The sequence below is a fragment of the Streptomyces sp. NPDC057287 genome, assembly GCF_042667905.1.
In the GTDB taxonomy this organism is placed as follows: domain Bacteria; phylum Actinomycetota; class Actinomycetes; order Streptomycetales; family Streptomycetaceae; genus Streptomyces.
The window spans coordinates 285,241-306,499 of sequence record NZ_JBHUYV010000009.1; the positions used below are offsets into that span (position 1 = coordinate 285,241).

Annotated in this window: 20 protein-coding genes; 11 read left to right on the forward strand and 9 right to left on the reverse strand. The window is 71.4% G+C overall.

Going from position 1 to position 21,259, the window contains the following annotated elements:
* Positions 1-4: 4 nt before the first annotated feature.
* The gene (locus ACFUNE_RS20000) at positions 5-1,369 is read right to left on the reverse strand and encodes an aldehyde dehydrogenase family protein (protein WP_383569347.1); all 1,365 of its coding nucleotides are present in this window, start codon (positions 1,367-1,369) and stop codon (positions 5-7) included.
* A gap of 8 nt (positions 1,370-1,377) precedes the next feature.
* Positions 1,378-2,739 (reverse strand): glutamine synthetase family protein, encoded by a 1,362-nt coding sequence (locus ACFUNE_RS20005; protein ID WP_383569350.1) that lies wholly within the window; start codon positions 2,737-2,739, stop codon positions 1,378-1,380.
* 95 nt (positions 2,740-2,834) lie between these two features.
* Here ACFUNE_RS20005 and ACFUNE_RS20010 point away from each other — a divergent pair, with 95 nt between their 5' ends.
* A complete protein-coding gene (locus ACFUNE_RS20010) occupies positions 2,835-3,572 on the forward strand; it encodes a FadR/GntR family transcriptional regulator (protein ID WP_383569353.1) in 738 nt (245 codons plus the stop codon).
* Between the two features lie 112 nt (positions 3,573-3,684).
* Positions 3,685-4,398, forward strand: coding sequence for a gamma-glutamyl-gamma-aminobutyrate hydrolase family protein (locus ACFUNE_RS20015; protein ID WP_383569356.1), 714 nt, complete (start codon positions 3,685-3,687; stop codon positions 4,396-4,398).
* 29 nt (positions 4,399-4,427) lie between these two features.
* Here ACFUNE_RS20015 and ACFUNE_RS20020 read toward each other — a convergent pair whose 3' ends face one another.
* Positions 4,428-5,363: a LysR family transcriptional regulator gene (locus ACFUNE_RS20020; RefSeq protein WP_383569359.1), complete on the reverse strand. Its 936-nt coding sequence runs from the start codon at positions 5,361-5,363 to the stop codon at positions 4,428-4,430.
* Positions 5,364-5,433: 70 nt separating this feature from the next.
* On the opposite strand from ACFUNE_RS20020, the gene ACFUNE_RS20025 reads away from it, so the two are divergent.
* Complete coding sequence (locus ACFUNE_RS20025; protein ID WP_383569362.1) at positions 5,434-6,588, forward strand: TDT family transporter; 1,155 nt, start codon at positions 5,434-5,436, stop codon at positions 6,586-6,588.
* On the opposite strand, the gene ACFUNE_RS20030 is transcribed toward ACFUNE_RS20025, so the two are convergent.
* The 4 genes from ACFUNE_RS20030 to ACFUNE_RS20045 all read right to left on the reverse strand — a co-directional run bounded on the left by ACFUNE_RS20030 (position 6,527) and on the right by ACFUNE_RS20045 (position 11,699).
* On the reverse strand, positions 6,527-7,231 hold the full coding sequence (locus ACFUNE_RS20030) for a helical backbone metal receptor (protein ID WP_383569365.1): 705 nt from the start codon (positions 7,229-7,231) through the stop codon (positions 6,527-6,529). The genes ACFUNE_RS20025 and ACFUNE_RS20030 overlap by 62 nt on opposite strands.
* Before the next feature lie 11 nt (positions 7,232-7,242).
* The gene (locus ACFUNE_RS20035) at positions 7,243-7,788 is read right to left on the reverse strand and encodes a helix-turn-helix domain-containing protein (protein WP_383569368.1); all 546 of its coding nucleotides are present in this window, start codon (positions 7,786-7,788) and stop codon (positions 7,243-7,245) included.
* 190 nt (positions 7,789-7,978) lie between these two features.
* Positions 7,979-10,609 carry an ABC transporter permease/substrate binding protein gene (locus ACFUNE_RS20040; RefSeq protein ID WP_383569371.1) on the reverse strand — a complete coding sequence of 877 codons (2,631 nt, stop codon included), beginning with the start codon at positions 10,607-10,609 and terminating at the stop codon, positions 7,979-7,981.
* Positions 10,602-11,699: a glycine betaine/L-proline ABC transporter ATP-binding protein gene (locus ACFUNE_RS20045; RefSeq protein WP_383569374.1), complete on the reverse strand. Its 1,098-nt coding sequence runs from the start codon at positions 11,697-11,699 to the stop codon at positions 10,602-10,604. The genes ACFUNE_RS20040 and ACFUNE_RS20045 overlap by 8 nt, the downstream gene beginning before the upstream one ends.
* Before the next feature lie 257 nt (positions 11,700-11,956).
* Here ACFUNE_RS20045 and ACFUNE_RS20050 point away from each other — a divergent pair, with 257 nt between their 5' ends.
* The gene (locus ACFUNE_RS20050; RefSeq protein ID WP_383569513.1) at positions 11,957-12,865 is read left to right on the forward strand and encodes a 5'-3' exonuclease H3TH domain-containing protein; all 909 of its coding nucleotides are present in this window, start codon (positions 11,957-11,959) and stop codon (positions 12,863-12,865) included.
* Positions 12,866-12,930: 65 nt separating this feature from the next.
* Positions 12,931-13,773: a siderophore-interacting protein gene (locus ACFUNE_RS20055; protein ID WP_383569377.1), complete on the forward strand. Its 843-nt coding sequence runs from the start codon at positions 12,931-12,933 to the stop codon at positions 13,771-13,773.
* A 106-nt stretch (positions 13,774-13,879) separates the two neighbouring features.
* Here the strand turns inward: ACFUNE_RS20055 and ACFUNE_RS20060 are convergent, their stop codons facing one another.
* Entirely contained in the window at positions 13,880-14,533 is a 654-nt protein-coding gene (locus tag ACFUNE_RS20060; RefSeq protein WP_383569380.1) for a MerR family transcriptional regulator, read from the reverse strand.
* A 118-nt stretch (positions 14,534-14,651) separates the two neighbouring features.
* Between ACFUNE_RS20060 and ACFUNE_RS20065 the strand changes: the two genes are divergently transcribed.
* From ACFUNE_RS20065 to ACFUNE_RS20090, 6 genes are all read left to right on the forward strand, one after another.
* Positions 14,652-15,614, forward strand: coding sequence for a hypothetical protein (locus ACFUNE_RS20065; RefSeq protein ID WP_383569383.1), 963 nt, complete (start codon positions 14,652-14,654; stop codon positions 15,612-15,614).
* Entirely contained in the window at positions 15,611-16,081 is a 471-nt protein-coding gene (locus ACFUNE_RS20070) for an ABA4-like family protein (protein ID WP_383569386.1), read from the forward strand. The genes ACFUNE_RS20065 and ACFUNE_RS20070 overlap by 4 nt, the downstream gene beginning before the upstream one ends.
* Before the next feature lie 95 nt (positions 16,082-16,176).
* Complete coding sequence (locus tag ACFUNE_RS20075; protein ID WP_383569389.1) at positions 16,177-16,761, forward strand: sigma-70 family RNA polymerase sigma factor; 585 nt, start codon at positions 16,177-16,179, stop codon at positions 16,759-16,761.
* On the forward strand, positions 16,758-17,513 hold the full coding sequence (locus ACFUNE_RS20080) for an anti-sigma factor domain-containing protein (RefSeq protein ID WP_383569392.1): 756 nt from the start codon (positions 16,758-16,760) through the stop codon (positions 17,511-17,513). Before ACFUNE_RS20075 ends, ACFUNE_RS20080 begins: the two co-directional genes overlap by 4 nt.
* Before the next feature lie 192 nt (positions 17,514-17,705).
* The gene (locus ACFUNE_RS20085; RefSeq protein WP_383569395.1) at positions 17,706-18,224 is read left to right on the forward strand and encodes an SRPBCC family protein; all 519 of its coding nucleotides are present in this window, start codon (positions 17,706-17,708) and stop codon (positions 18,222-18,224) included.
* A gap of 40 nt (positions 18,225-18,264) precedes the next feature.
* Positions 18,265-20,574, forward strand: coding sequence for an FdhF/YdeP family oxidoreductase (locus ACFUNE_RS20090; protein WP_383569398.1), 2,310 nt, complete (start codon positions 18,265-18,267; stop codon positions 20,572-20,574).
* Here ACFUNE_RS20090 and ACFUNE_RS20095 read toward each other — a convergent pair.
* Positions 20,564-21,208, reverse strand: a complete 645-nt coding sequence (locus ACFUNE_RS20095; RefSeq protein WP_383569401.1) for a DUF1345 domain-containing protein — start codon at positions 21,206-21,208, stop codon at positions 20,564-20,566. The two genes, ACFUNE_RS20090 and ACFUNE_RS20095, sit on opposite strands and share 11 nt — an antisense overlap.
* Positions 21,209-21,259 lie beyond the last annotated feature (51 nt).

Consider the following 21,259-nt stretch of genomic DNA (forward strand, 5'->3'; position numbering starts at 1 on the left):
GTTCTCAGGCCTCCGTGCCGATGAAGACGTTCTTGGTTTCGGTGAAGGCCGTGAGGGCGTCGGGCCCCAGTTCACGGCCGAGCCCGGACTGTTTGTACCCGCCGAAGGGGGTCCAGTAGCGGACGGCGGAGTGCGAGTTGACGGACAGGTTGCCGGCCCGGACCGCCCGCGAGACCCGCAGGGCACGGCCCACGTCCCGCGTCCAGACCGATCCGGCGAGGCCGTGTTCGGTGGCGTTGGCCAGCCGGACGGCGTCGTCCTCGTCCTCGAAGGGCAGGACCACGGCCACCGGGCCGAAGACCTCCTCGGTGGCGACGGGGGCGTCGGGGGCGACGCCGGTCAGGACGGTCGGGGGGAACCAGAAGCCGGGTCCGGTGGGCGCGTTGCCCCGGATGCCGTCGGCGTCCGACGGGACGAGGGCGCGGACGCGCTCCAGCTGCGTCCGGGAGATCAGAGGGCCCATCTGGGTCTTCTCGTCGGACGGGTCCCCCACGACGACGGAGGCGACGGCCGGGACGAGCAGTTCGAGGAAGCGGTCGTACGCGGACCGCTGGACCAGGATGCGGGTGCGGGCGCAGCAGTCCTGGCCGGCGTTGTCCAGGAAGGACATGGGCGCGGCGGCCGCGGCGGCCTCGATGTCGGCGTCGGCGAACACAATGTTGGGGCTCTTGCCGCCGAGTTCGAGGGTCAGCCGCTTCAGCCGGTCGGCGCACCTGGCCATGATCTGCTTGCCGACGCGGGCCGAGCCGGTGAAGACGATCTTGGCGACCCCGGGGTGTTCGACCAGGGCGTTGCCCGCCACGTCCCCCGCGCCGGGCAGCACCTGGAAGAGGTGTTCGGGGAGGCCCGCTTCGAGAGCCAGTCCTGCCAGCCTCTGCGCGGTGAGAGGGGTGGTCTCGGCCGGTTTGAGGAGGACGGCGTTCCCGGCGGCGAGGGCGGGGGCGGCTCCCCAGGCGGCGATCGGCATGGGGAAGTTCCAGGGGGCGATCACGCCGACGACGCCCACCGGCTCCAGGAACGTGAGGTCGACCCCGCCGGGCACGGGGATCTGCCGCCCTGTCAGGCGTTCCACTCCCCCGGCCGCGTAGTCCAGCAGGTCCCGGACGTTCGCCGCCTCCCAGCGGGCGTTGGCCAGGGTGTGGCCCGCCTCGGTGACCTCCAGCCGGGCCAGCCGTTCGGCGTGTTCGTCGACGAGCACGGCGAAGCGGCGCAGCAGCCGGGCCCGGTCGGCGGGGGCGAGGCCGGCCCAGACGCGCTGGGCGGCGGCGGCGCGGGTGACGGCGGTGTCCACCTCGTCGGCGGTGGTGGCGGTGACGGTGGCGACGAGCTCTTCGGTCGCCGGGTTCAGGACACGGTGTTCGGTGGTCACGTGGTGCCTCACAGACGTTCGAAGGAGCGGCGGAGCTCCCAGTCGGTCACCGCGGCGTCGAAGGCCTCCAGTTCGACGCGCGCCATGTTGCGGTAGTGCGCGACGACGTCGTCGCCGAAGGCCTCCCGGGCCACCTCGCTGCTCTCCCAGAGGCCGGCGGCCTCACGGAGCGTGGTGGGCACCCGGTCGTATCCCGCGGTGTACGCGTTGCCCTCGCAGGCGTCGGGGAGTTCCAGCTCGTTCTCGATGCCGTGGAGTCCCGCGGCGACGAGGCCGGCGACGGCGAGGTACGGGTTGACGTCGCCGCCGGGCAGGCGGTTCTCGAAGCGCGTCGAGCGGCCGTGTCCGACGACGCGCAGGGCGCAGGTGCGGTTGTCGTGCCCCCAGGCGACGGCGGTCGGGGCGAAGGAGCCGGGCTGGAACCGCTTGTAGGAGTTGATGTTCGGCGCGTACAGGACGGAGAAGTCGCGCAGGGCGGCCAGCTGGCCCGCGAGGAAGTGCCGCATCACGGGGGACATCGAGCCGTCCTCGCCGGCCATGACGCTGTGTCCGTCGGCGTCCTGGAGCGAGAGGTGGATGTGGCAGGAGTTGCCTTCGCGCTCGTTGAACTTGGCCATGAAGGTGAGCGCGACGCCTTCCTGCGCGGCGATCTCCTTGGAACCGGTCTTGTAGACGGCGTGCTGGTCGCAGGTGACCAGGGCCTCGTCGTAACGGAAGACGATCTCGTGCTGACCGGGGTTGCACTCGCCCTTGGCGGACTCGACGGTGAGCCCGGCGGCCGCCATCTCGTTGCGGATGCGCCGCAGCAGCGGTTCGACGCGGCCGGTGCCGAGGACGGAGTAGTCGATGTTGTACTGGTTGGCAGGGGTGAGGCCGCGGTAGTTGCGGTCCCACGCCTCCTCGTAGGTGTCCTTGAAGACGATGAACTCGAGTTCGGTGCCGACGTGGGCGGTCAGTCCGTGTGCGGCGAGCCGCTCCAGCTGCCGCCGGAGGATCTGACGGGGCGCCGCGACGACCGGTGAGCCGTCCTCCCAGGCGAGATCGGCCATGACCAGCGCCGATCCCTCGTGCCAGGGGATGCGGCGCAGGGTGGCGAGGTCGGGGCGCATCGCGAAGTCGCCGTAGCCGTCGGACCAGGAGGACATGGCGAATCCGTCGACGGTGTTCATGTCCGTGTCGACGGCGAGCAGGTAGTTGCAGCCCTCTGTGCCGTGCTCCAGCACCTCGTCGAGGAAGAAGGACGCCGCGAACCGTTTGCCCTGCAGCCGGCCCTGCATGTCGGGGAAGGCGAGGACCACGGTGTCGATCTCACCGCGCTCCACGAGCACGCGCAGCTCGTCGGTCGCCAGCGGGGGTGTTCGGTCTGCCACGGGATACTCCTCGTTCGGTCAGCCGGAAGGCCTGCGGCCTCTCCCGAGATCGTTAAGGTATGGGAGAAAACCATTGGAGGGAAGGGAATCGGGTCGTGGCGGAAGAGACCGGGGGGCCCGCGTCCTGTGACCGGCTGCTGCCCGCGCTGCGGCCGGTCCGCGCGGGCAACGGCTTCGAGGAGGCGCTGGAGCAGATCCTCCAGGTGGTGAGGCTCGGCCTGGTGCCCGGCGGAGGGCGGCTGCCGGCCGAGCGTGAGCTGGCCGGGCTCCTGGGCATCAGCCGTGTCACCCTGCGGGAGGTCCTCAAGGTGCTCCAGGACCAGGGGCTGATCGAAGCCAGACGCGGCCGGTACGGCGGCACGTTCGTGCTCCCCCGCACCGGACCGGCCGACGGGGACGAGCTGCGCCGCCGGACGGCGGACACCGACATCGAGGACGTCCTGCTGTTCCGCGAGGTCCTGGAGGCGGGGGCGGCCGGGCTCTGCGCGTCGCGCGGCCTCGACGAGGAGGGCACGGACCGGTTGCGGAGGGCTCTGGCAGCGACGCACGAGGCACCTCTGCCCGACTACCGCAGACTCGACACCCACTTCCACCTGACGCTCGCCGAGCTCTCCGGATCACACTCCCTCGCCGTCCGGTACGCGGCCGTCCGGGCCACCGTCAACGACCTGCTGGACTGCATTCCCCTGCTCGTACGGAACCTCGAACACTCCCAGCACCAGCACACGGTCCTGGTCGAGGCGGTCCTCGACGGCGACGAGGAGGCGGCACGCGCGGTGGCGCGCGAGCACTGCGCGGGGACGGCCGCGTTGCTCCGGGGCTTCCTGGCTTGATCCAGCTCTTCCGGATCACCGCTCTTGCGCGACGGCGCCGCACGAACAAAGGTATGACGCATCACCATTGCACCGGGCCGGCCCGCAGACCGGCCGCCGGAGGGACCGCACCATGCACGAACCGCTCATCGGCATCACGACCTACCTGGAGCCGGCGGCTCGCTGGGGCGTCTGGGAACTCCCGGCGGCGGTGCTCCCCTCCGCCTATCCCCGGCTGGTCCAGCGCTCCGGCGGACTGGCCGCGCTGCTGCCGCCCGACGAACCGGCGAGGGCGGAGGCCGCCGTGGCCCGGCTGGACGGCCTCGTGATCGCGGGAGGCGCCGACGTGGACCCCGGGCTGTACGGCGCGGAGCGCGACTTCAGGACGGGCCCTCCGGCGCACGAACGCGACACCTGGGAGGTGGCCCTGCTGCGCGCGGCAAGGGCGGCCGGCACCCCGGTGCTCGGGATCTGCCGGGGCATGCAGCTGCTGAACGTGGCGCTGGGCGGCACCCTGACCCAGCATCTGGACGGGCACGCGGGGCCGTTCGGCAAGGCCGGAGTCCTCGGCGAGCACGCCGTGACGCCGGTGGCGGGGACCCTGTACGCCTCGCTGGTGCCCGAGGAGGCGTCCGTACCCACGTACCACCATCAGGCCGTGGACCGGCTCGCGCCGGGCCTGGTGGCCTCCGCGCACGCGGCGGACGGCACGGTCGAGGCGATCGAGCTGCCCGGCGAGCAGTGGGTGCTCGGGGTCCAGTGGCACCCGGAGATGGGCGACGACCTCCGGATCATGCGGGCCCTGGTGGCGGCGGCCGAGGCGAGGGCGGGCGTTCCCGCGGCCTGAGCCGGACGGTCCGGACCCGCCCCGCACCCTCAGGGCCCGGCGGCCTCACGGGCCGTCAGGGCGAGCAGGTCGCGGGCGGGCCCGGTGGGCCGGTGCCCGGACGGCCAGACCGCGCGCAGCTGACGGCGCAGCCGTACGCCCTCTACCGGGACCTTGACGAGGCGCCGGGCGGAGAGCTCCTCCCCCAGCGCCAGTTCGCTCAGCACGCAGGGTCCCGCGCCGCTCTCCGCGGCCCCCTTCACCGCGGTGGTCGAGGAGAGTTCGAGCAGGGGGCGCGCCAGTCCGCCGTGGACGGCGAGCGCGGCGTCCAGGACCTGACGGGTGCCCGAGCCGTGTTCGCGCAGGATCAGGGATGTCGCGGCGAGCTCCCCGGGGGTCAGCCGGCCCCTGCGCGCCCACGGGTGGGAGGGGGCGACGACGACGACGAGCCGGTCGTGCGCGATGACGGTGCCGTCGAGCCCCTCCGGTATCGAGAGGCCCTCGACGAAGCCCAGATCCGCCTCGCCCGCCAGCAGCCGCAGGGCGACCGCCGCCGAGTTGCCCGCGACCAGGGACACGGCGGTCCCTGGGCGGTCGGCCCGCAGCGCGATCAGCCAGCCCGGCAGCAGGTACTCCGCGATGGTCATGCTCGCGGCCACCCGCAGCCGGGAGTCGCGCCGGTCCCGCAGCGCCTGGGCTCCGGCGTCGAAGGCCTCGGCAGCCTCGACGACCCTGCGGGCCCAGTCGGTGACGAGGGCACCCGCGTCGGTCAGCCGGGAGCCGCGCGGCGAGCGGTCCAGGAGCGCGACGCCGAGCTGCCGTTCCATCGACCGGATGCGGCTGGAGGCGGCGGGCTGGCTGATGCCGACGTCCCGTGCCGCCCTGCCCAGGCTCCCGTGCCGTGCGACGGCGAGCAGGAGCACCATGGCTCCCAGGTCGGGGACCCGGTGGGAGAGCGAGGAGGGTGGTGGCACGGGGCTGGACATAACCCCAGCTTATGACCTCATAGCCCGGTGCCTCCTGGTGGGTGACGGTCCGCCCCCGGAGAATCGTGGCATGGCCATCTTTCCGCAGACCAAGACCGGGAGTCCCGCCCTGTCCCCGCCCGCCCTCCGGCTCCCGTCCCTGCGGCACCTCGGCCCCAACTGGTACGCGACGGTCATGGGGACCGCCGTCGTCGCCACCGCGGGCGCCGCGCTGCCCGTGGACGTGCCGGGCCTGCGGGCCGCCTGCGTCCTGGTGTGGGCCCTGTCCGCCGTCGCGCTCGCCGTCGTGCTGACGGCCCGGGCCGGGCACTGGATCCTGCACCGCGACCAGGCCCGCGCCCACCTCATGGATCCTGCCGTCGCTCCCTTCCACGGCTGCATGGCGATGGCGCTGCTCGCGGTCGGCGCGGGCACCCTCGTGGTGGGGCGGGACGTCGTCGGGCGTCCGACGGCGGTCGCCGTGGACGCGGTGCTCTTCACGGCCGGCACGGTCGCCGCCCTCGCCGTCGCGGTGGTGGTCCCGTATCTGATGGTGGTCCGCCACCGTCTCGCCCCGGGCACCGCGTCGCCGGTCTGGCTGCTGCCGCTGGTGGCCCCGATGGTCTCGGCGGCCGTCGGCCCGCTGCTGGTGCCCGAGCTGTCGCCCGGACAGGGGCGCGAGGCACTCCTGCTCGCCTGCTACGCGATGTTCGGGCTGTCCCTGCTGGCGACCCTGGTGGTCGTACCGCTCGTCTTCGCCCGGCTGGTCCACGAGGGCCCGCTGCCTCTCGCGCTGACCCCGACGCTGTTCCTCGTGCTCGGGCCGCTCGGCCAGTCCACGACCGCCGTCAACCAGCTGGCCGACGTGGCGCCGGGCGCGATCGAGGCGCCCTACGCGTCCGCCTTCGGCGTGTTCGCCGTCCTGTACGGCGTGCCGGTGATGGGGTTCGCCCTGCTGTGGCTGACACTGTCCGCCGCGATGGTGGTGCGCGCGATGCGGCGCGGGATGGGGTTCACGATGACGTGGTGGGGGTTCACCTTCCCGGTCGGCACGTGCGTCACCGGCGCGGCCGGCCTCGCCCGGCACACCGGTCTCGACGCGTTCAGCTGGCTGGCCGTGGCGCTCTACGCGCTGCTGGTGACCGCCTGGGCGGTCGCCGGTGTACGGACGCTGGGCGGGCTGTTCAGCGGAGCGCTGCTCGCAGGGCCCCTGCCGCTTCGGCCAGGGAGGGTCCGTACCACGTGAGGTGACGGCCGTCGACGTGTACGGCGGGCAGCCCGGGGAAGGCCTCGGGGCCGTCGGTGGCGGTGAAGCGGTACGGCTCGTCGGGCAGCACGACCAGTCCGGCACCGGACGCGTTCAGTTCGGCCAGGGGCACGCGCGGGTAGCGGTCGGAGTGGCCGGCGTACACGTTCCGTACCCCGAGGCGGGCCAGCAGGTCCCCGGCGAAGGTGTCGCGGCCCAGCACCATCCAGGGTCTGCGCCAGACCGGCACGATCGCGGGGCGCGGGGCGGACGGGGGCGGCAGCGCCGCCCAGGCCGCCCGGGACTCCTCCAGCCAGCCGGGCTCCCGCAGGCCGCAGGCCGTGAGGACCCGGTCCAGCTCGGCGAAGGCCTGGCCGAGGGTGCGGACCTCGGTGACCAGGACGTCCAGCCCGGCGTCCCGCAGGGCGGCCAGGTCCGCCTCACGGTTCTCCTCCTCGTTGGCGAGGACGAGGTCGGGGCGCAGGGCCGCCACGGCGGCGGTGTCCGGGTTCTTCGTGCCCCCGATCCGGGCGGCGGTCAGCCCGGCGGGGTGGGTGCACCAGTCGGTGACACCGACGAGCAGCCCGGGGGCGGTGACGGCGACCGCCTCGGTGAGCGACGGGACGAGCGAGACGACACGCACGTGCACTCCCCTCAGCGGCGCGAGTCGTACGTCGCGTCGATGTGCTCGGCGACCGAGACGACCAGCAGCCGGCTGCCCGCGACGGTCGCACGCCAGCGGTGCCTGACCCCGCCGGAGAGGAAGAGCGTGTCGCCCTTGCCCAGCCGGTGGGCCTGCCCTTCGGCCTCCACCTCGACGGCGCCCTCCACGACGTACATCACCTCGTCGTTGCGGTGCTGGAACTCTCGCCCGAGATCCTGCTCCCCGATGAACTCCAGCGCGCTGAGCTGGTGCCGCCCGCGCACCAGCCTGCGTACGCCGTCCTCGTCGTCCCCGCGCACGACGTCCACCGCGCGCGCCGAGTCCGCCGCTGCCCGCAGCCGCTCGGTCGTGGTCTCCAGCGCGTCCGCCACCCGGTCCAGGGAGCGGGGGCTGGGCCTGGCCCGTTCGTTCTCGATCTGGCTGAGGAACGGTACGGAAAGTCCGCTGCGCCCGGCCACCGCGGCCAGGGTCAGTCCGAGCGTCCTGCGGCGTCGGCGAACCGCGGCGCCCACTCGAAGGGCTTCCTTGTCGTCCATGTCCGGCTCCCTCCCCGGATCGCCATCCTCCCGGTTTCCAGCACCCTACGCATGTCGTTCGCGAGACGGAGGGGAAGCGGCGGACCGGGGACGGACGAGAACCTTCGGGGACTCCTTCGGACAAGCCTGAAGGGGACGGCTCCGGTGCGCTACCGGAGCCGTCCCCTTCATCGTGACGGGAGGGCGTGGATCAGCTGCCGACAGGGGCCAGCTTCGCCACGACGTCCGGGTTGGCGTCCATCCAGTGACGGGCGGACTCCTTCTCGTTCCCGGCGCCGCCCTTCTGGAGCTCCACCTCCAGCGAGGCCAGCTGCGCCTCGCTGAGCTTGAAGTCCTTCAGCCAGCCGGTCAGCTCCGGGAAGTCCTTGGCGAAGTCCTTCTTGGCGACCGTGTGGATCTGCTCGCCCTTGCCCCAGGCACCCTTCGGGTCCTTGAGCTTCTTCAGGTCGTACTTGCCGTAGGCCCAGTGCGGCGACCACAGGGTCACCACGACCGGCTCCTTCTTCTTGATCGACCGGTTGAGCTCGGCCAGCATCGAGGACGTGCTGGAGGAGACCACCTCGTACTCACCTTCGAGGCCGTACTCCTTGAGCACCTTCTTGTTCAACGTGCCCATCATCCCGGCGCTCGACTCGATGCCGATGATCTTGCCGTCGAACTTCTTGCCCTGCCCCTTGAGGTCCTCGAGCGAGTCGATGCCCTTCACGTACGAGGGAACCGTCAGCTCCAGCGAGGTCGGCCCGTACCAGGAACCGAGATCGGAGAGGTTCTCCTTGTACCGGTCCCAGTAGTCCTTGTGCGTCGTCGGCAGCCAGGAGTCGAACTGCACGTCGAGCTGGCCCTGCGCGAGGCCGGTGTAGAGCGGGCCCGGGTCGAGCTGCTTGACCGAGGTCTTGTAGCCGCGGTCCTCCAGCATGTTCTGCCAGAGGTAGGTGCTGGCGATGGCCTCGTCCCACGGGAAGTACCCCATATTGACGGTCTTGCCCGCGTCCTTGCCCTGCTGCTGGGCGCCGCCGCCCGGGACCGGTGCCAGCTTGTCGACGAGACCCGGGTTCTTCTTGAGCCAGTTGCGGACGCCGTCCTGCTCCTGGCCCTGGCCGGCACCCTGGATCTCGTTCTCCAGGCTGGTGAGCTGCTTCTCGCTGAGCTTGAAGTCCTTCAGCCACTTGGCGACCGTCGGCGACTTCTTCGCGAAGCCCTTGTGCGCGACGGTGTGGACCTCTTCGCCCTTGCCCCAGGCACCCTTCGGGTCCTTGAGCTTCTTCAGGTCGTGCTTGCCGTAGGCCCAGTGCGGCGACCACAGGGTCACCACGACCGGCTCCTTCTTCTTGATGGAGGCGTTGAGCTCGGCCAGCATCGAGGAGGTGCTGGAGGAGACGACCTTGTACTCGCCCTCCAGGCCGTACTCCTTGAGCACCTTCTTGTTGAGGGTGCCCATCATCCCGGCGCTCGACTCGATGCCGATGATCTTGCCGTCGAACTTCTTGCCCTGGCCCTTGAGGTCCTCGAGCGAGTCGATGCCCTTGACGTACGAGGGGACCGTCAGCTCCAGGGAGGTGGGGCCGTACCAGGAACCGAGGTCGTCCAGCTGGTCGCTGTACTTGTCCCAGTAGTCCTTGTGCGTGGTCGGCAGCCAGGAGTCCGTCTGGAAGTCGATGTCGCCGCGGGCGACACCGGAGTAGAGCGGTCCGGCGTCGAGCTGGGTCATCCCGGTCTCGAAGCCGCGCTGCTCCAGGATCTCCTTCCACAGGTAGGTGGAGGCGATGCCCTCGTCCCAGGGGATGTACCCCATGTTGATCTTCTCGCCCTTGCCGACGTCCGTGCTGCCGCCGGCCTGCGAGGCCTCCGAGTCCGAGGAACCCGCGATGTTGAGACCGCCCGCGACGAGCGCGAGGACGACGACACCGGTCATGGCGACGGCGGTGCCCGGCTTGTAGTGCGCGAACTTCAGCTTCCGCGCGCCGGCGGCGACCTTGGCGGCCGCGCGGCGGCCGAGCGGGGAGACCCGCTCGTTCAGCGCGCCGGTCATCCGGTCCAGGTACATGGCGAGGATGACGACGGCGATCCCGCTCTCGGCGGCGAGGCCGACCTGGAGCTGGGTGATCGCGGCGTAGACCTTCTCACCGAGACCGCCGGCGCCGGCCATGCCGCCGATGACGACCATGGAGAGCGCCAGCATGATGACCTGGTTGATTCCGGCCATGATCGTCGGCAGGGCCAGCGGCAGCTGCACCCGGGTGAGGGTGTGCTTCGGCGTGGTGCCGAAGGCCTCGGCGGCCTCGACCAGCTCGCTGTCCACCTGGCGGATGCCGAGCTCGGTCATCCGGACGCCGGGCGGCATCGCGAAGACGATCGTGGCGATCACACCGGGGGTGACGCCGACGCCGAAGAACATGACGCCGGGGATCAGGTAGACGAAGGCGGGCATCGTCTGCATGACGTCGAGCACCGGCCGCAGAGCGGAGCTGACGCGGTTGTTGCGCGCCGCCCAGATGCCCGTGGGCACGGCTATCACGATGGTGATGACCGCTGCCACCACGACCAGCGACAGCGTGGCCATCGCCTCGTCCCAGAGGGCGAGGGAGTCGATGAGGGCGAAGCCCACGAAGGTGGCCACGGCGGGGATCACGCCACGCAGCCAGAACGCGATGACGGCGAAGATCCCGGCCATCAGGAGCGGCTCACCGCCGCCGAGCACGGCGTTGACGCCGTCGTACATGCCGCCGAGGACGGTCTTGATGAAGTCGAAGATCCAGGTGAGGTTCGACTGGAGCCAGTCGACCGCGTCCTCGACCCACGCGCCGAAGGTGAACCTAGGCACCGGCGATCACCTTCTTGACGTCGCGCTGTACCGGTACCTGTTGGTGGACCTGCGGTTCCTCGCCGAGCGCGGCCAGGAGCCGGTCCCGCGGTACGACACCGATGACACCGCCGTCCTCGCCGGTGACGGCGACGTCCGCGCCGCTGGTGGAGCAGGGGGTGAAGAGCTCGGCGATGGGGGTCTCCGAGGTCACGGTCGCGGGGGCGTCCGCCAGCACGTCGTCGTCGGAAAGGCCCGCTGCGGGCGTCTCCATGATCGAGCCGGCGGTGAGCACCCGGGAGCGGTCGACGTCCTGGATGAACGACGCGACGTAGTCGTTGGACGGCCGGACGAGGATGTCCTCGGCGGTGCCCTGCTGCACGATCTCGCCGTCGCGCATCACGGCGATGCGGTCGCCGAGGCGCATGGCCTCGTTGAGGTCGTGGGTGATGAAGACGATCGTCTTCTTCAGGCGCTTCTGCAGTTCGAGGAGCTGGTCCTGCATGTCACGGCGGATCAGCGGGTCGAGCGCGCTGAAGGACTCGTCCATGAGGAGCAGGTCGGCGTCGGTGGCGAGCGCGCGGGCCAGACCCACACGCTGCTGCATGCCGCCGGACAGCTCGTCGGGCCAGGACTTCTCCCAGCCGGCGAGGCCGGTCATCTCCAGCGCCTCCGCGGCGCGCGTCTCTCGCTCGGCCCGCGGGACGCCCTGGACCTCCAGGCCGTACGCGGCGTTCTCGAGCACACTGCGGTGGGGGAAGAGCGCGAAGTGCTGGAAGACCATGCTGATCTTCGTCGCGCGGACACTGCGCAGCTCGCGTGCGCTGAGCGCGGTCAGGTCCTGACCGTCGAACAGCACCCGGCCGGCGGTGGGCTCCAGCAGGCCGTTGAGCATCCGCAGCAATGTGGACTTTCCGGATCCGGAGAGCCCCATGACGACGAAGATCTGGCCCGGCTCCACGGTGAACGAGGCGTCGATCACCGCTGCGGTCGTTCCGTCGGCGCGCAGCTCGTCGCGGTGGGTACCGCCTTCGAGCTTCTGCACGGCTTGATCGGGTCGTCTGCCGAACACCTTGTACAGGTGTTCCGCTTGCAGCCTTGACACATACACCTCACGCGTTGAACCGAGAACGCTCTGCCATCCCCGTGGGCAGACCGTGGAGCGGCGCGGATTCGGCCCGCAGAGCACGCGCATCGTTGAAAAATGGACGTGATCCGCTCCGTTGCCGCGCCTGCCCGCACTTATGCAACCCAAACACGTGTGTGACCCAGTTCACTTATATGGTTCGGCTGTTCCGGGAACCGCGCGCTCCGCCCCACGTGGGTGTCGGTGGGGTACGGCATCATCGGGGTGTGACGCGACGCCTGATGCTCCTCGACACCGCCTCCCTCTACTTCCGCGCCTATTTCGGCGTCCCGGACTCGGTCCGCGCACCGGACGGCACCCCGGTCAACGCCGTGCGCGGACTGCTCGACTTCATCGCCCGGCTCGTGCAGGACCACAGACCGGACGACCTGGTGGCCTGCATGGACGCCGACTGGCGGCCGCAGTGGCGGGTCGATCTGATCCCGACCTACAAAGCGCACCGGGTGGCCGTCGAGACCGCCGGGGGGACCCCCGACGAGGAGGAGATCCCCGACACCCTCTCGCCCCAGGTCCCGGTGATCGAGGACGTGCTGGACGCGCTGGGCATCGCCCGGGTGGGCGTCGACCGCTACGAGGCGGACGACGTGATCGGCACCCTGGCCGGGCGCGCCACCGGCCCCGTGGACATCGTCACCGGGGACCGCGACCTCTACCAGCTGGTCGACGACGCCCGCGAGGTGCGGGTCCTCTACCCGCTGAAGGGAGTGGGCACGCTCCAGGTGACCGACGAGGCCTGGCTGCGCGGCAAGTACGGCGTGGACGGCGGCGGATACGTCGATCTGGCGCTGCTGCGCGGCGACCCGAGCGACGGACTGCCCGGAGTGCCCGGCATCGGCGAGAAGACGGCGGCGAAGCTGCTGGACGCCTTCGGCGACCTGGCCGGGATCATGGCAGCGGTGGACGACCCCGCAGCCAAGCTGACGCCGTCCCAGCGCAAGCGGCTGGACGAGGCCCGGGACTACGTCGCGGTCGCGCCGACAGTCGTCCGTGTCGCCGGTGACGTCCCCCTGCCGGAATTCGACCCCGCGCTCCCCCGCGAACCCCGTGACCCCGCCGCCCTGGAGGCCCTCGCGACGCAGTGGGGCCTGGGGAACGCCCTGCAGCGCCTGCTCCTCACGCTCCAGGCATGAAAGTGCTAGCTTAGGTAATCCTAAGTACGCTGATCCTCATATATGTCCAGAGCAGGGAGAACCTCGTGGCAGAGCGGCCGCAACGCCAGGCACCCAAGGCACAGGGGGCGCGGGTTCTGCGCACCGAGCAGATCACCCCGCACATGGTCCGCGTGGTCCTCGGCGGCGACGGCCTGGTCGGCTTCACCCTCGCGGGATACACCGACCACTACATCAAGCTCTGCTTCGCCCCGGACGGGGCGGACTACCCGCACCCCTTCGACATGGCCGGGATCCGCGAGGAGTACCCGCGCGAGCTCTGGCCCACCACACGTACGTACACGGTGCGTTCCTGGGACGCCGACGCCGGTGAGCTCGCGGTCGACTTCGTGGTGCACGGCGACGAGGGCCTGGCCGGCCCCTGGGCGGCGCGGGCCCTGCCCGGCGACCAGGTGACGTTCCTGGGACCCGGCGGCGGTTACGTCCCGGAGGCCTCGGCGGACTGGCACCTGCTGGTGGGCGACGAGAGCGCGCTGCCCGCGATCGCCGCCTCGCTCGAACGGATGCCGGAGGGAGCGCTGGTGCACGCCTTCGTGGAGGTGCCGGACCCCGCGGAGGAGCAGAAGCTCGTGGCACCGGCAGGCGTCTCGGTGACCTGGCTGCACCGCGGTGACCGGCCGGTCGGCGAGGCGCTCGTCGCGGCGGTGAGCGGACTCGAGTTCCCCGAGGGCGAGGTGCAGGCCTTCGTCCACGGCGAGGCGGGCTTCGTGAAGGAGATCCGGCGCCACCTCCGCCTGGAGCGCGGCATCCCCCTCCGGCAGCTGTCGATCTCGGGTTACTGGCGCCTCGGCCAGAACGACGACGCATGGCGCGCCGTCAAGCGCGAGTGGAACGAGCAGGTGGAGCGCGAGCAGGAGAACGCCGCCTGAGCACCCCGTGAAGCCCGGCCTCCGTCCTGGGCGGCGGCCGGGCTTCACTCTGTCCCACCGCCGGCGGGCCCCGGCTCACCGGCGCCCGCCCCCTGCGCCTCTTCGGCTACGCGCCCTTCGGAGCCGCCTCCGCCTCCTGGCCGTCCCCGTACACGCGTGCGGAGGCGTCCACATGGGCGAGCCGCCGCAGGGCGCCGAACATGGCCTCCCCGAGGACCGTGCCGACGACGACGCTCTCCACCAGGTCCTCGCGTGCCACCCGCCGCCGGACGTAGTCGAGGTCCGCGTGCGCGACGGGCTCCGCCGCGTCCGCGTAGACGTCGAGCAGCTCGGCGAATCCGCCGTGCCCCGCCCTGTGCAGAGCGGCCAGCACCCCTGCCAGGGACCGTGCCGCCACGTTGTCCTCGTCCACACGCCAGCCGCGCCGCGCCAGCAGCGCGGCGACCGCCTCACGGGCCTCGGCCGGCTCGGGCCCCGCCTCGCCGGTCTCCTCGGCCTCCGCGGACGTGATGCGCGTGGCCGCCACGCCGAGCACCTCGTGCACCGGCTGCTCCGGGTCGTCGATCGACCTCAGGACCTCGGCGATGGCGGACAGTGACAGCCCTCCGACATCCAGCAGCGCCCGGATCAGCCTCAGCCTGCGCTCGTGTCCGTCGTCGTAACGCGCCTGGTTCGGGCTGGTCAGCTCGCCCGCGGGCAGCAGCCCCTCCCGTACGTAGTACTTGATCGTCGGTACCGGAACCCCGGACCTCCGGCTCAATTCGCCGATGCGCACTGTGCGTTCACCCTCCAGGAGCTTGCCAGGCCGACCCCCATCATAGATAGTTCCCCTATCGGATAGCGGACAGTTCCACTATCCATAAATCTGGGGGGTCTCCATGCAGTCATGGCGCACATGGCACCGGCCGTTAGTTCTCTTCGCCGCCTCGATGATCGTGATGTCCGTCGTCGGAGCGGTGGGGATCCTCGTGGACGACCGGGTCCTCGCGGGCTCGCCGATCTGGGCCAAGCCGTTCAAGTTCGCCGTCTCGTTCGTGGCGTACGCCCTGGCCCTCGCGTGGATGCTGACGCTCCTGACCCGTGCCCGGCGCGTCGGGTGGTGGGCCGGCACCGTCGTGGCCCTCGCGTGCGCCGGGGAGATGGCGGTCATCACCGCTCAGGTGATCAGGGGGAGGCGGAGCCACTTCAACCACGCGACCCCCCTCGACTCGATGCTCTACGACGTGATGGCCGTCACCGTCGTGATCCTCTGGACGGCCACCCTCGTGATCGCGCTCCTGCTGCTCAGGGCACGGATCGCCGACCGCGCCTCCGCCTGGGCCGTACGGTCCGGGGTGCTGATCGCCCTGGTGGGCGCCGGATTCGGATTCCTGATGACACAGCCCTCCGCCGGCCAGCGGGCGGCAGGCGGTCTCGACACGGCCGACGTGGTCGGCGCCCATGCGGTCGGCGTACCGGACGGCGGGCCCTCGATGCCCCTGACCGGCTGGTCCACGACCGGCGGCGACCTGCGCGTCCCGCACTTCGTCGGCATGCACGCCCTGCAGCTGCTTCCGCTGTTCCTCCTCGCCCTGATCCTCCTCGCGCCACGGATCACCCGGCTGCGCGACCCCCGCGTGCGTCTGCGCCTGGTGGTCCTCGCCTCCGGGGCGTACGCCGCGGTCCTCGCCCTGCTGACCTGGCAGGCGCTCCGCGGGCAGCCGCTGGTCCACCCCGACGCAGCGACGCTCACCGCGGCGGGCCTGATCACCGCCGCCACAGCGGCCGGAGCCCTTGTGGCACTGCGGCAGGACACCCCCGGCTCGCCGGCCGGTACGCCCGGCAGGGAGCTCGTGTCATGACCGGAGCACTCTTCGAGATGACGTTCATGGCCGCCGCTCCGTTCTGGCTGCTCATGATCTTCGCTCCGCGATGGCGCCCCACGCTGCGTCTCGCCGCCTCCCCTCTGACCGTCCTGCCGGTGCTGACCCTCTGGGCGGTGATGGCCGCCCCGGTGTTCCCGGAGCTGTGGGCGGCGGTGAGCAGCCCGGACATCGACACCTTCCGCGAGCTGACGGCACTGGCGAACGGCGCGGGAGCGGTCTGGGCACAGATCATCGCGTGGGATCTGCTGCTGGGGCAGTGGATGTTCCTGGAGGCCCGCAGGCTGGGGCTCTCCCCGCTGGTGACGGGCCCGCTGCTGGTGCTGACGATCCTGCTCTCCCCGCTCGGGCTGCTGGTCCTGCTGGTCATCCGCGCGGCCGTAGGATCCAGGTCCCGGACGGCGGAGCCCGCGAACGCGGGCTCCGGCCCGCCGAAGGACCGGTAGCCGCCGGGCGATCGGCGGGGCCTTCGACCAATCCGCGGGCGCGCCGGCTCCGAATCAAACAGGAAACCGATGCGTGCTCCGGGAGGACCGTCCGCGTGAGAGAAGCCGTACACATCAGTGGGGTCCGTTCACCGGGCCCCGGCCTGGAGGATCTGCTCGTCCAGGTCGCCCGTGGCGACCAGGACGCCTTCACCCAGGTGTACGACCATGTCAGCGGGCCGGTCCTCGGCCTGGTGCGGAGCGTGCTCCGCGACCCGGCACAGTCCGAGGAGGTGGCCCAGGAGGTCCTGGTCGAGGTGTGGCGAACCGCCCCCCGCTTCCAGCCGACCCGCGGCAGCGCCATGAACTGGGTGCTGACGCTCGCCCACCACCGAGCGGTCGACCGGGTCCGGTCGGCCGAGGCGACCGCGGCACGGGAGCACAGGGCCGCCCTGCTCGACCGCACCCCGGACTTCGACGAGGTGTCCGAGCAGGTCGAGAGCCGGCTGGAGAGGGAGCAGGTCCGGCGCTGTCTGCGGACGCTCTCCGAGCTCCAGCGGGAGTCGGTGACGCTGGCGTACTACCGCGGACTGACCTACCGGGAGGTCGGCGAGCTGCTGTCCGTACCACTGGGAACCATCAAGACACGGCTGCGTGACGGACTCATCCGGCTGCGCGACTGCCTGGGGGTGAGCGCATGAGCACGGCCGAGCTTCACACGCTGACCGGGGCCTACGCCCTGCACGCACTGCCCGAGGACGAGCGCCTCGCCTTCGAACGGCATCTGGGTGCCTGCGAGGCGTGCGGGCAGGAGGTGCGGGAGCTGTCCGCCACCGCCGCCCGGCTCGGGCTCGCCGTGTCCGCCACCGCGCCGCCCGCGCTGCGGGACCGGGTGCTGCGGGACATCACGACCGTACGGCAGGAGCCGCCGCCCCATGGCCGGGGCTCACGCTCCGGGGGCTCCCCCGGCCGGACCGGCCGCTGGTCACGCTACGCGCTCGCCGCATGCCTCGCCGCCGCTGCCGCCTTCGGCGGGGTCGCGGTCTGGCAGAACCAGGTCGCGCAGGACGCCCGGCAGGAGACCGCACGGGCTCAGCAGCACAACGAGCAGGTGGCGCGCGTGCTGACGGCCCCGGACGCCACGACCAGCGCCGCGGATCTCGGGAGCGGCGCCTGGGGCACCGTGGTGGTCTCGCAGAGCGTGGACCGGGCCGTGTTCCTGACATCGGACCTGGCGCCGCCGCCCGGCGGCAAGGTGTACCAGCTGTGGTTCGACGACGAAGGCACCATGCGTTCGGCCGGTCTCATGAACCCGTCGGCGACCGACGACGCGGTGCTGCTGGACGGGCCTGTGGGCCGCGCCTCCGGCATGGGCATCACCGTCGAGCCGGCGGGCGGATCCGAGGAGCCGACCTCGGATCCGGTGGCCCTGGTGGCGTTCCAGGACGCCTGAGCCCCGGCCCGTCCGCGCGCCCCGCAGCCCGGCCACGCACCGTACGGACCCGTACGGTGCGTGGCCGGGCTCCGTCGTCCTGAGTTGCGGCGCCCGCGGCGCCGGTGCAGGGTGGGCAGAACGCGTCCCGCGGGGTGGGGGCCCGGGCGCGCGGCGACACCGACCACCGCAGCGCCCGAGGACAGGTGGGCCATGAGCACCGTTGAAGAGACGATCGACGTAGCCGTGCCGGTGAGCACCGCCTACAACCAGTGGACCCAGTTCAAGAGCTTTCCCCGGTTCATGACCGTCGTGAAGAGCGTCGAGCAGATCCGTCCCAACCTCACTCGCTGGGTGATCGGCTCGGGGCCGCTGCGGTACGAGTTCGACGCGGAGATCGTGGAGCAGGTGCCCGACTCCCTCGTGGCGTGGCGGAGCCTCGGCCGGCGTTTCAGCCACCGGGGCGAGGTGTCGTTCCACGCGACCGCTCCGGGCCGCACCTCGGTCTCCGTACGGATCGGTGTCAGGCCGCACGGCGTCACGGACCTCCTCGCGTACGCCCCCGGGCCCACGCGCCGTACGGTCCGGGCCGAACTCGGCCACTTCAAGGAGTTCATCGAAGGCCTGGGACAGGAGGGCGGGGCCTGGCGCGGGACCATCCGCGACGGCCACGTCAGACCCCTGGAGGCGGTACCGGTCAGAAGCCGGGTCCCGCACTGGCCCGTCGGCTGACCAGCCTGTCCGCGAGCGAGAGACCGAGAGGGCACGTCCGATGAAGAAGGCCCCGCGCGAAGAGCCGGACGAACGACTGACCGTGACTCCGCCCAAGGAGTGGGCGGCGGGCGTGCCCGCCGTGACCCACGCACTTGAGTACTCACTCGGGGAGACCTCGGTCCGGCGGACCGGGCTGACGCTGCTGTCCATGAACCAGGTGGGCGGGATCGACTGCCCCGGGTGCGCCTGGGCGGACCCGTCCCCCGGGCACCGGCACCTCAACGAGTACTGCGAGAACGGCGCCAAGCACATCAACGACGAGGCGACGTCGCGGCGCGTCACGGCCGGCTTCTTCCGCGACCACACCGTCTCCGAGCTGGGCCGGCGGTCCGACCTCTGGCTCAACCAGCAGGGCAGGCTCACCGAGCCGATGGTCAAGCGGCCGGACTCGGACCACTACGAGCCGATCAGCTGGCACGACGCCCTGGGGCTGCTGGCCGACGAGCTGAAGGCGCTGGACTCGCCGGACGAGGCGGTCTTCTACACGTCGGGCCGGGTCAGCAACGAGGCCGCCTTCCTCCTTCAGCTCTTCGCCCGGGCCTTCGGCACCAACAACCTGCCCGACTGCAGCAACATGTGCCACGAGTCCAGCGGGTTCGCCCTGCACGAGACCCTGGGCACCGGCAAGGGCACGGTGAGCCTGGAGGACATCCACCACGCCGACCTGATCCTCGTGGTGGGCCAGAACCCCGGAACCAACCACCCGCGTCAGCTCTCGGCGCTGGAGGAGGCCAAGGGCAACGGCGCCCGCATCATCGCGGTGAACGCCCTGCCGGAGGCGGGTCTCCTCCGGTTCAAGAACCCCCAGCAGCCGAACGGGGTCGTCGGACGCGGTGTCCGGATCGCCGACCAGTTCCTCCAGATCCGCAGCGGTGGCGACCTCGCTCTGTTCCAGGGCCTGAACCGGCTGCTGCTGGAGGCGGAGGACGCGCGGCCCGGCAGCGTCCTCGACCAGGAGTTCATCCGCTCCGACACCAGTGGTTTCGAGGAGTTCTCCCGCCACGCCCGGACCGTCGCGTGGGAGGACGTCCTCGCCGCCACGGGGCTGACCCGCGCGGAGATCGAGAAGGTCAGGGACGAGGTCCTGCGCAGTGAGCGCGTCGTCGTCTGCTGGGCCATGGGGGTGACGCAGCACAAGCACGGGGTACCCACGATCAGGGAGATCGTCAACTTCCTGCTGCTGCGCGGCAACCTCGGCAGGGCCGGAGCGGGAGCGTGCCCGGTGCGCGGGCACAGCAACGTCCAGGGCGACCGGACCATGGGCGTGTGGGAGCAGATGCCCGACTCCTTCCTCGACTCCCTGCGGGAGGAGTTCGGCTTCGAGCCTCCCCGCGCCCACGGATTCGACTCGGTGAACGCGATCAGGGCCATGGGCGAGGGCCGGGTCAAGGTGTTCGTCGGCGTCGCGGGCAACTTCGTGCGGGCCGCTCCGGACAGCGACGTCACCGAGGCCGCCATGCGGCGGTGCGGTCTCACTGTGCACGTCTCGACCAAGCTGAACAGGTCCCACACGGTGTGCGGCCGGACCGCGCTGATCCTGCCGACCCTGGGCCGCACCGAACGGGACATCCAGGCGACGGGCGAGCAGTTCGTCACCGTGGAGAACTCCATGAGCGAGGTGCACAGCTCCCACGGGCGCCTGGAGCCGGCGTCCAAGGTGCTGCTCAGCGAGGTCGCCATCCTGTGCCGGCTCGCCGCCCGGACCCTCGACGGCAGCGCCGGAATCCCCTGGGCGGAGTTCGAGGCGGACTACGGCGCCATCCGGAACCGGATCGCCCGCGTCGTGCCCGGGCTGCACGACTTCAACCGCCGGGTGGCCCGCCCCGGTGGCATCAGACTGCCCAACCCCGTCAACGAGGGCGTCTACGCCACCGCCACGGGCAAGGCCAGGTTCACCTGCAACGCCTGGGAGATGCTGCACGCTCCCGAAGGGCACCTGGTGCTGCAGAGCCTGCGTTCCCACGACCAGTGGAACACCGTCCCCTACACCGACAACGACCGCTACCGGGGCATCCACGGAAGCCGCCGCGTGGTCCTGGTGAACCCGGACGACGTGACCCGGCTCGGACTGACGGCGGGGCAGAACGTCGACCTGGTGAGCGTGTGGGCGGGCGGCGCGGACCGCCGCGCGGAGAACTTCACGGTGGTGCCCTACCCGACGGCCCCGGGCTGCGCCGCCGCCTACTACCCCGAGACCAACGTCCTGTTGCCGCTGGACAGCGTCGCCGACTCCAGCAACCAACCGACCGCCAAGGGCATGATCGTCCGGCTGGAGCCCGCGGGGGAAGGCGCGGGCGTCATCCGGTGACGAGGCTCGCGACGAGGTTGATGGCCGTGGCGAGGATGCTGGTCCCGAACACGTAGGACAGCAGCGTGTGGCGGAGCACCATCGCCCGGATCGCCGAGCTGGAGACGTCGGTGTCGGACACCTGGTAGGTCATGCCCAGGTTGTAGCTGAAGTAGAAGAAGTCCACGTACGCGGGCCGCCGGTGGGAGTTGAAGTCGATGCCGCGCTCTCCCTCCCCGCCCTCGTCGTAGTAGACGTAGGCGTAGCGGGTGGCGTACATCATGTGCAGTGCGGCCCAGGCCATGAAGACGCCGAAGAGAGCGGTCGCGGCCCCGGCGTGGCCCGTGTCGGCCTCCCCGAGCAGGAGCAGCAGCACGATGGCGAACAGGCCGCACAGGGCGACCGCCACCACCACGAGCTCCTCGATGAGGGGTCTGAAGTCCTCGCGGCGGGCGTTGCGGTGGGTGGCGTCGGCGTCCATCGGCCACAGCACCGCCCAGCCCGCGACGACGAAGGCGAACTGGGTCGCGGCGATCCCGGCGAGCACACCCAGTGGCGCCTGCGTCGGCCATCCGACGGCCACGCCCACCACGACGCCCAACATCACGGCACGGACGAGCCGGGGGACGGCGTCCAGCGGCGACCAGATGCTCATGGGTCGGAGGGTATCGCCGAGGCCGCCCACCGGCCGGGCACCATGTGCCGC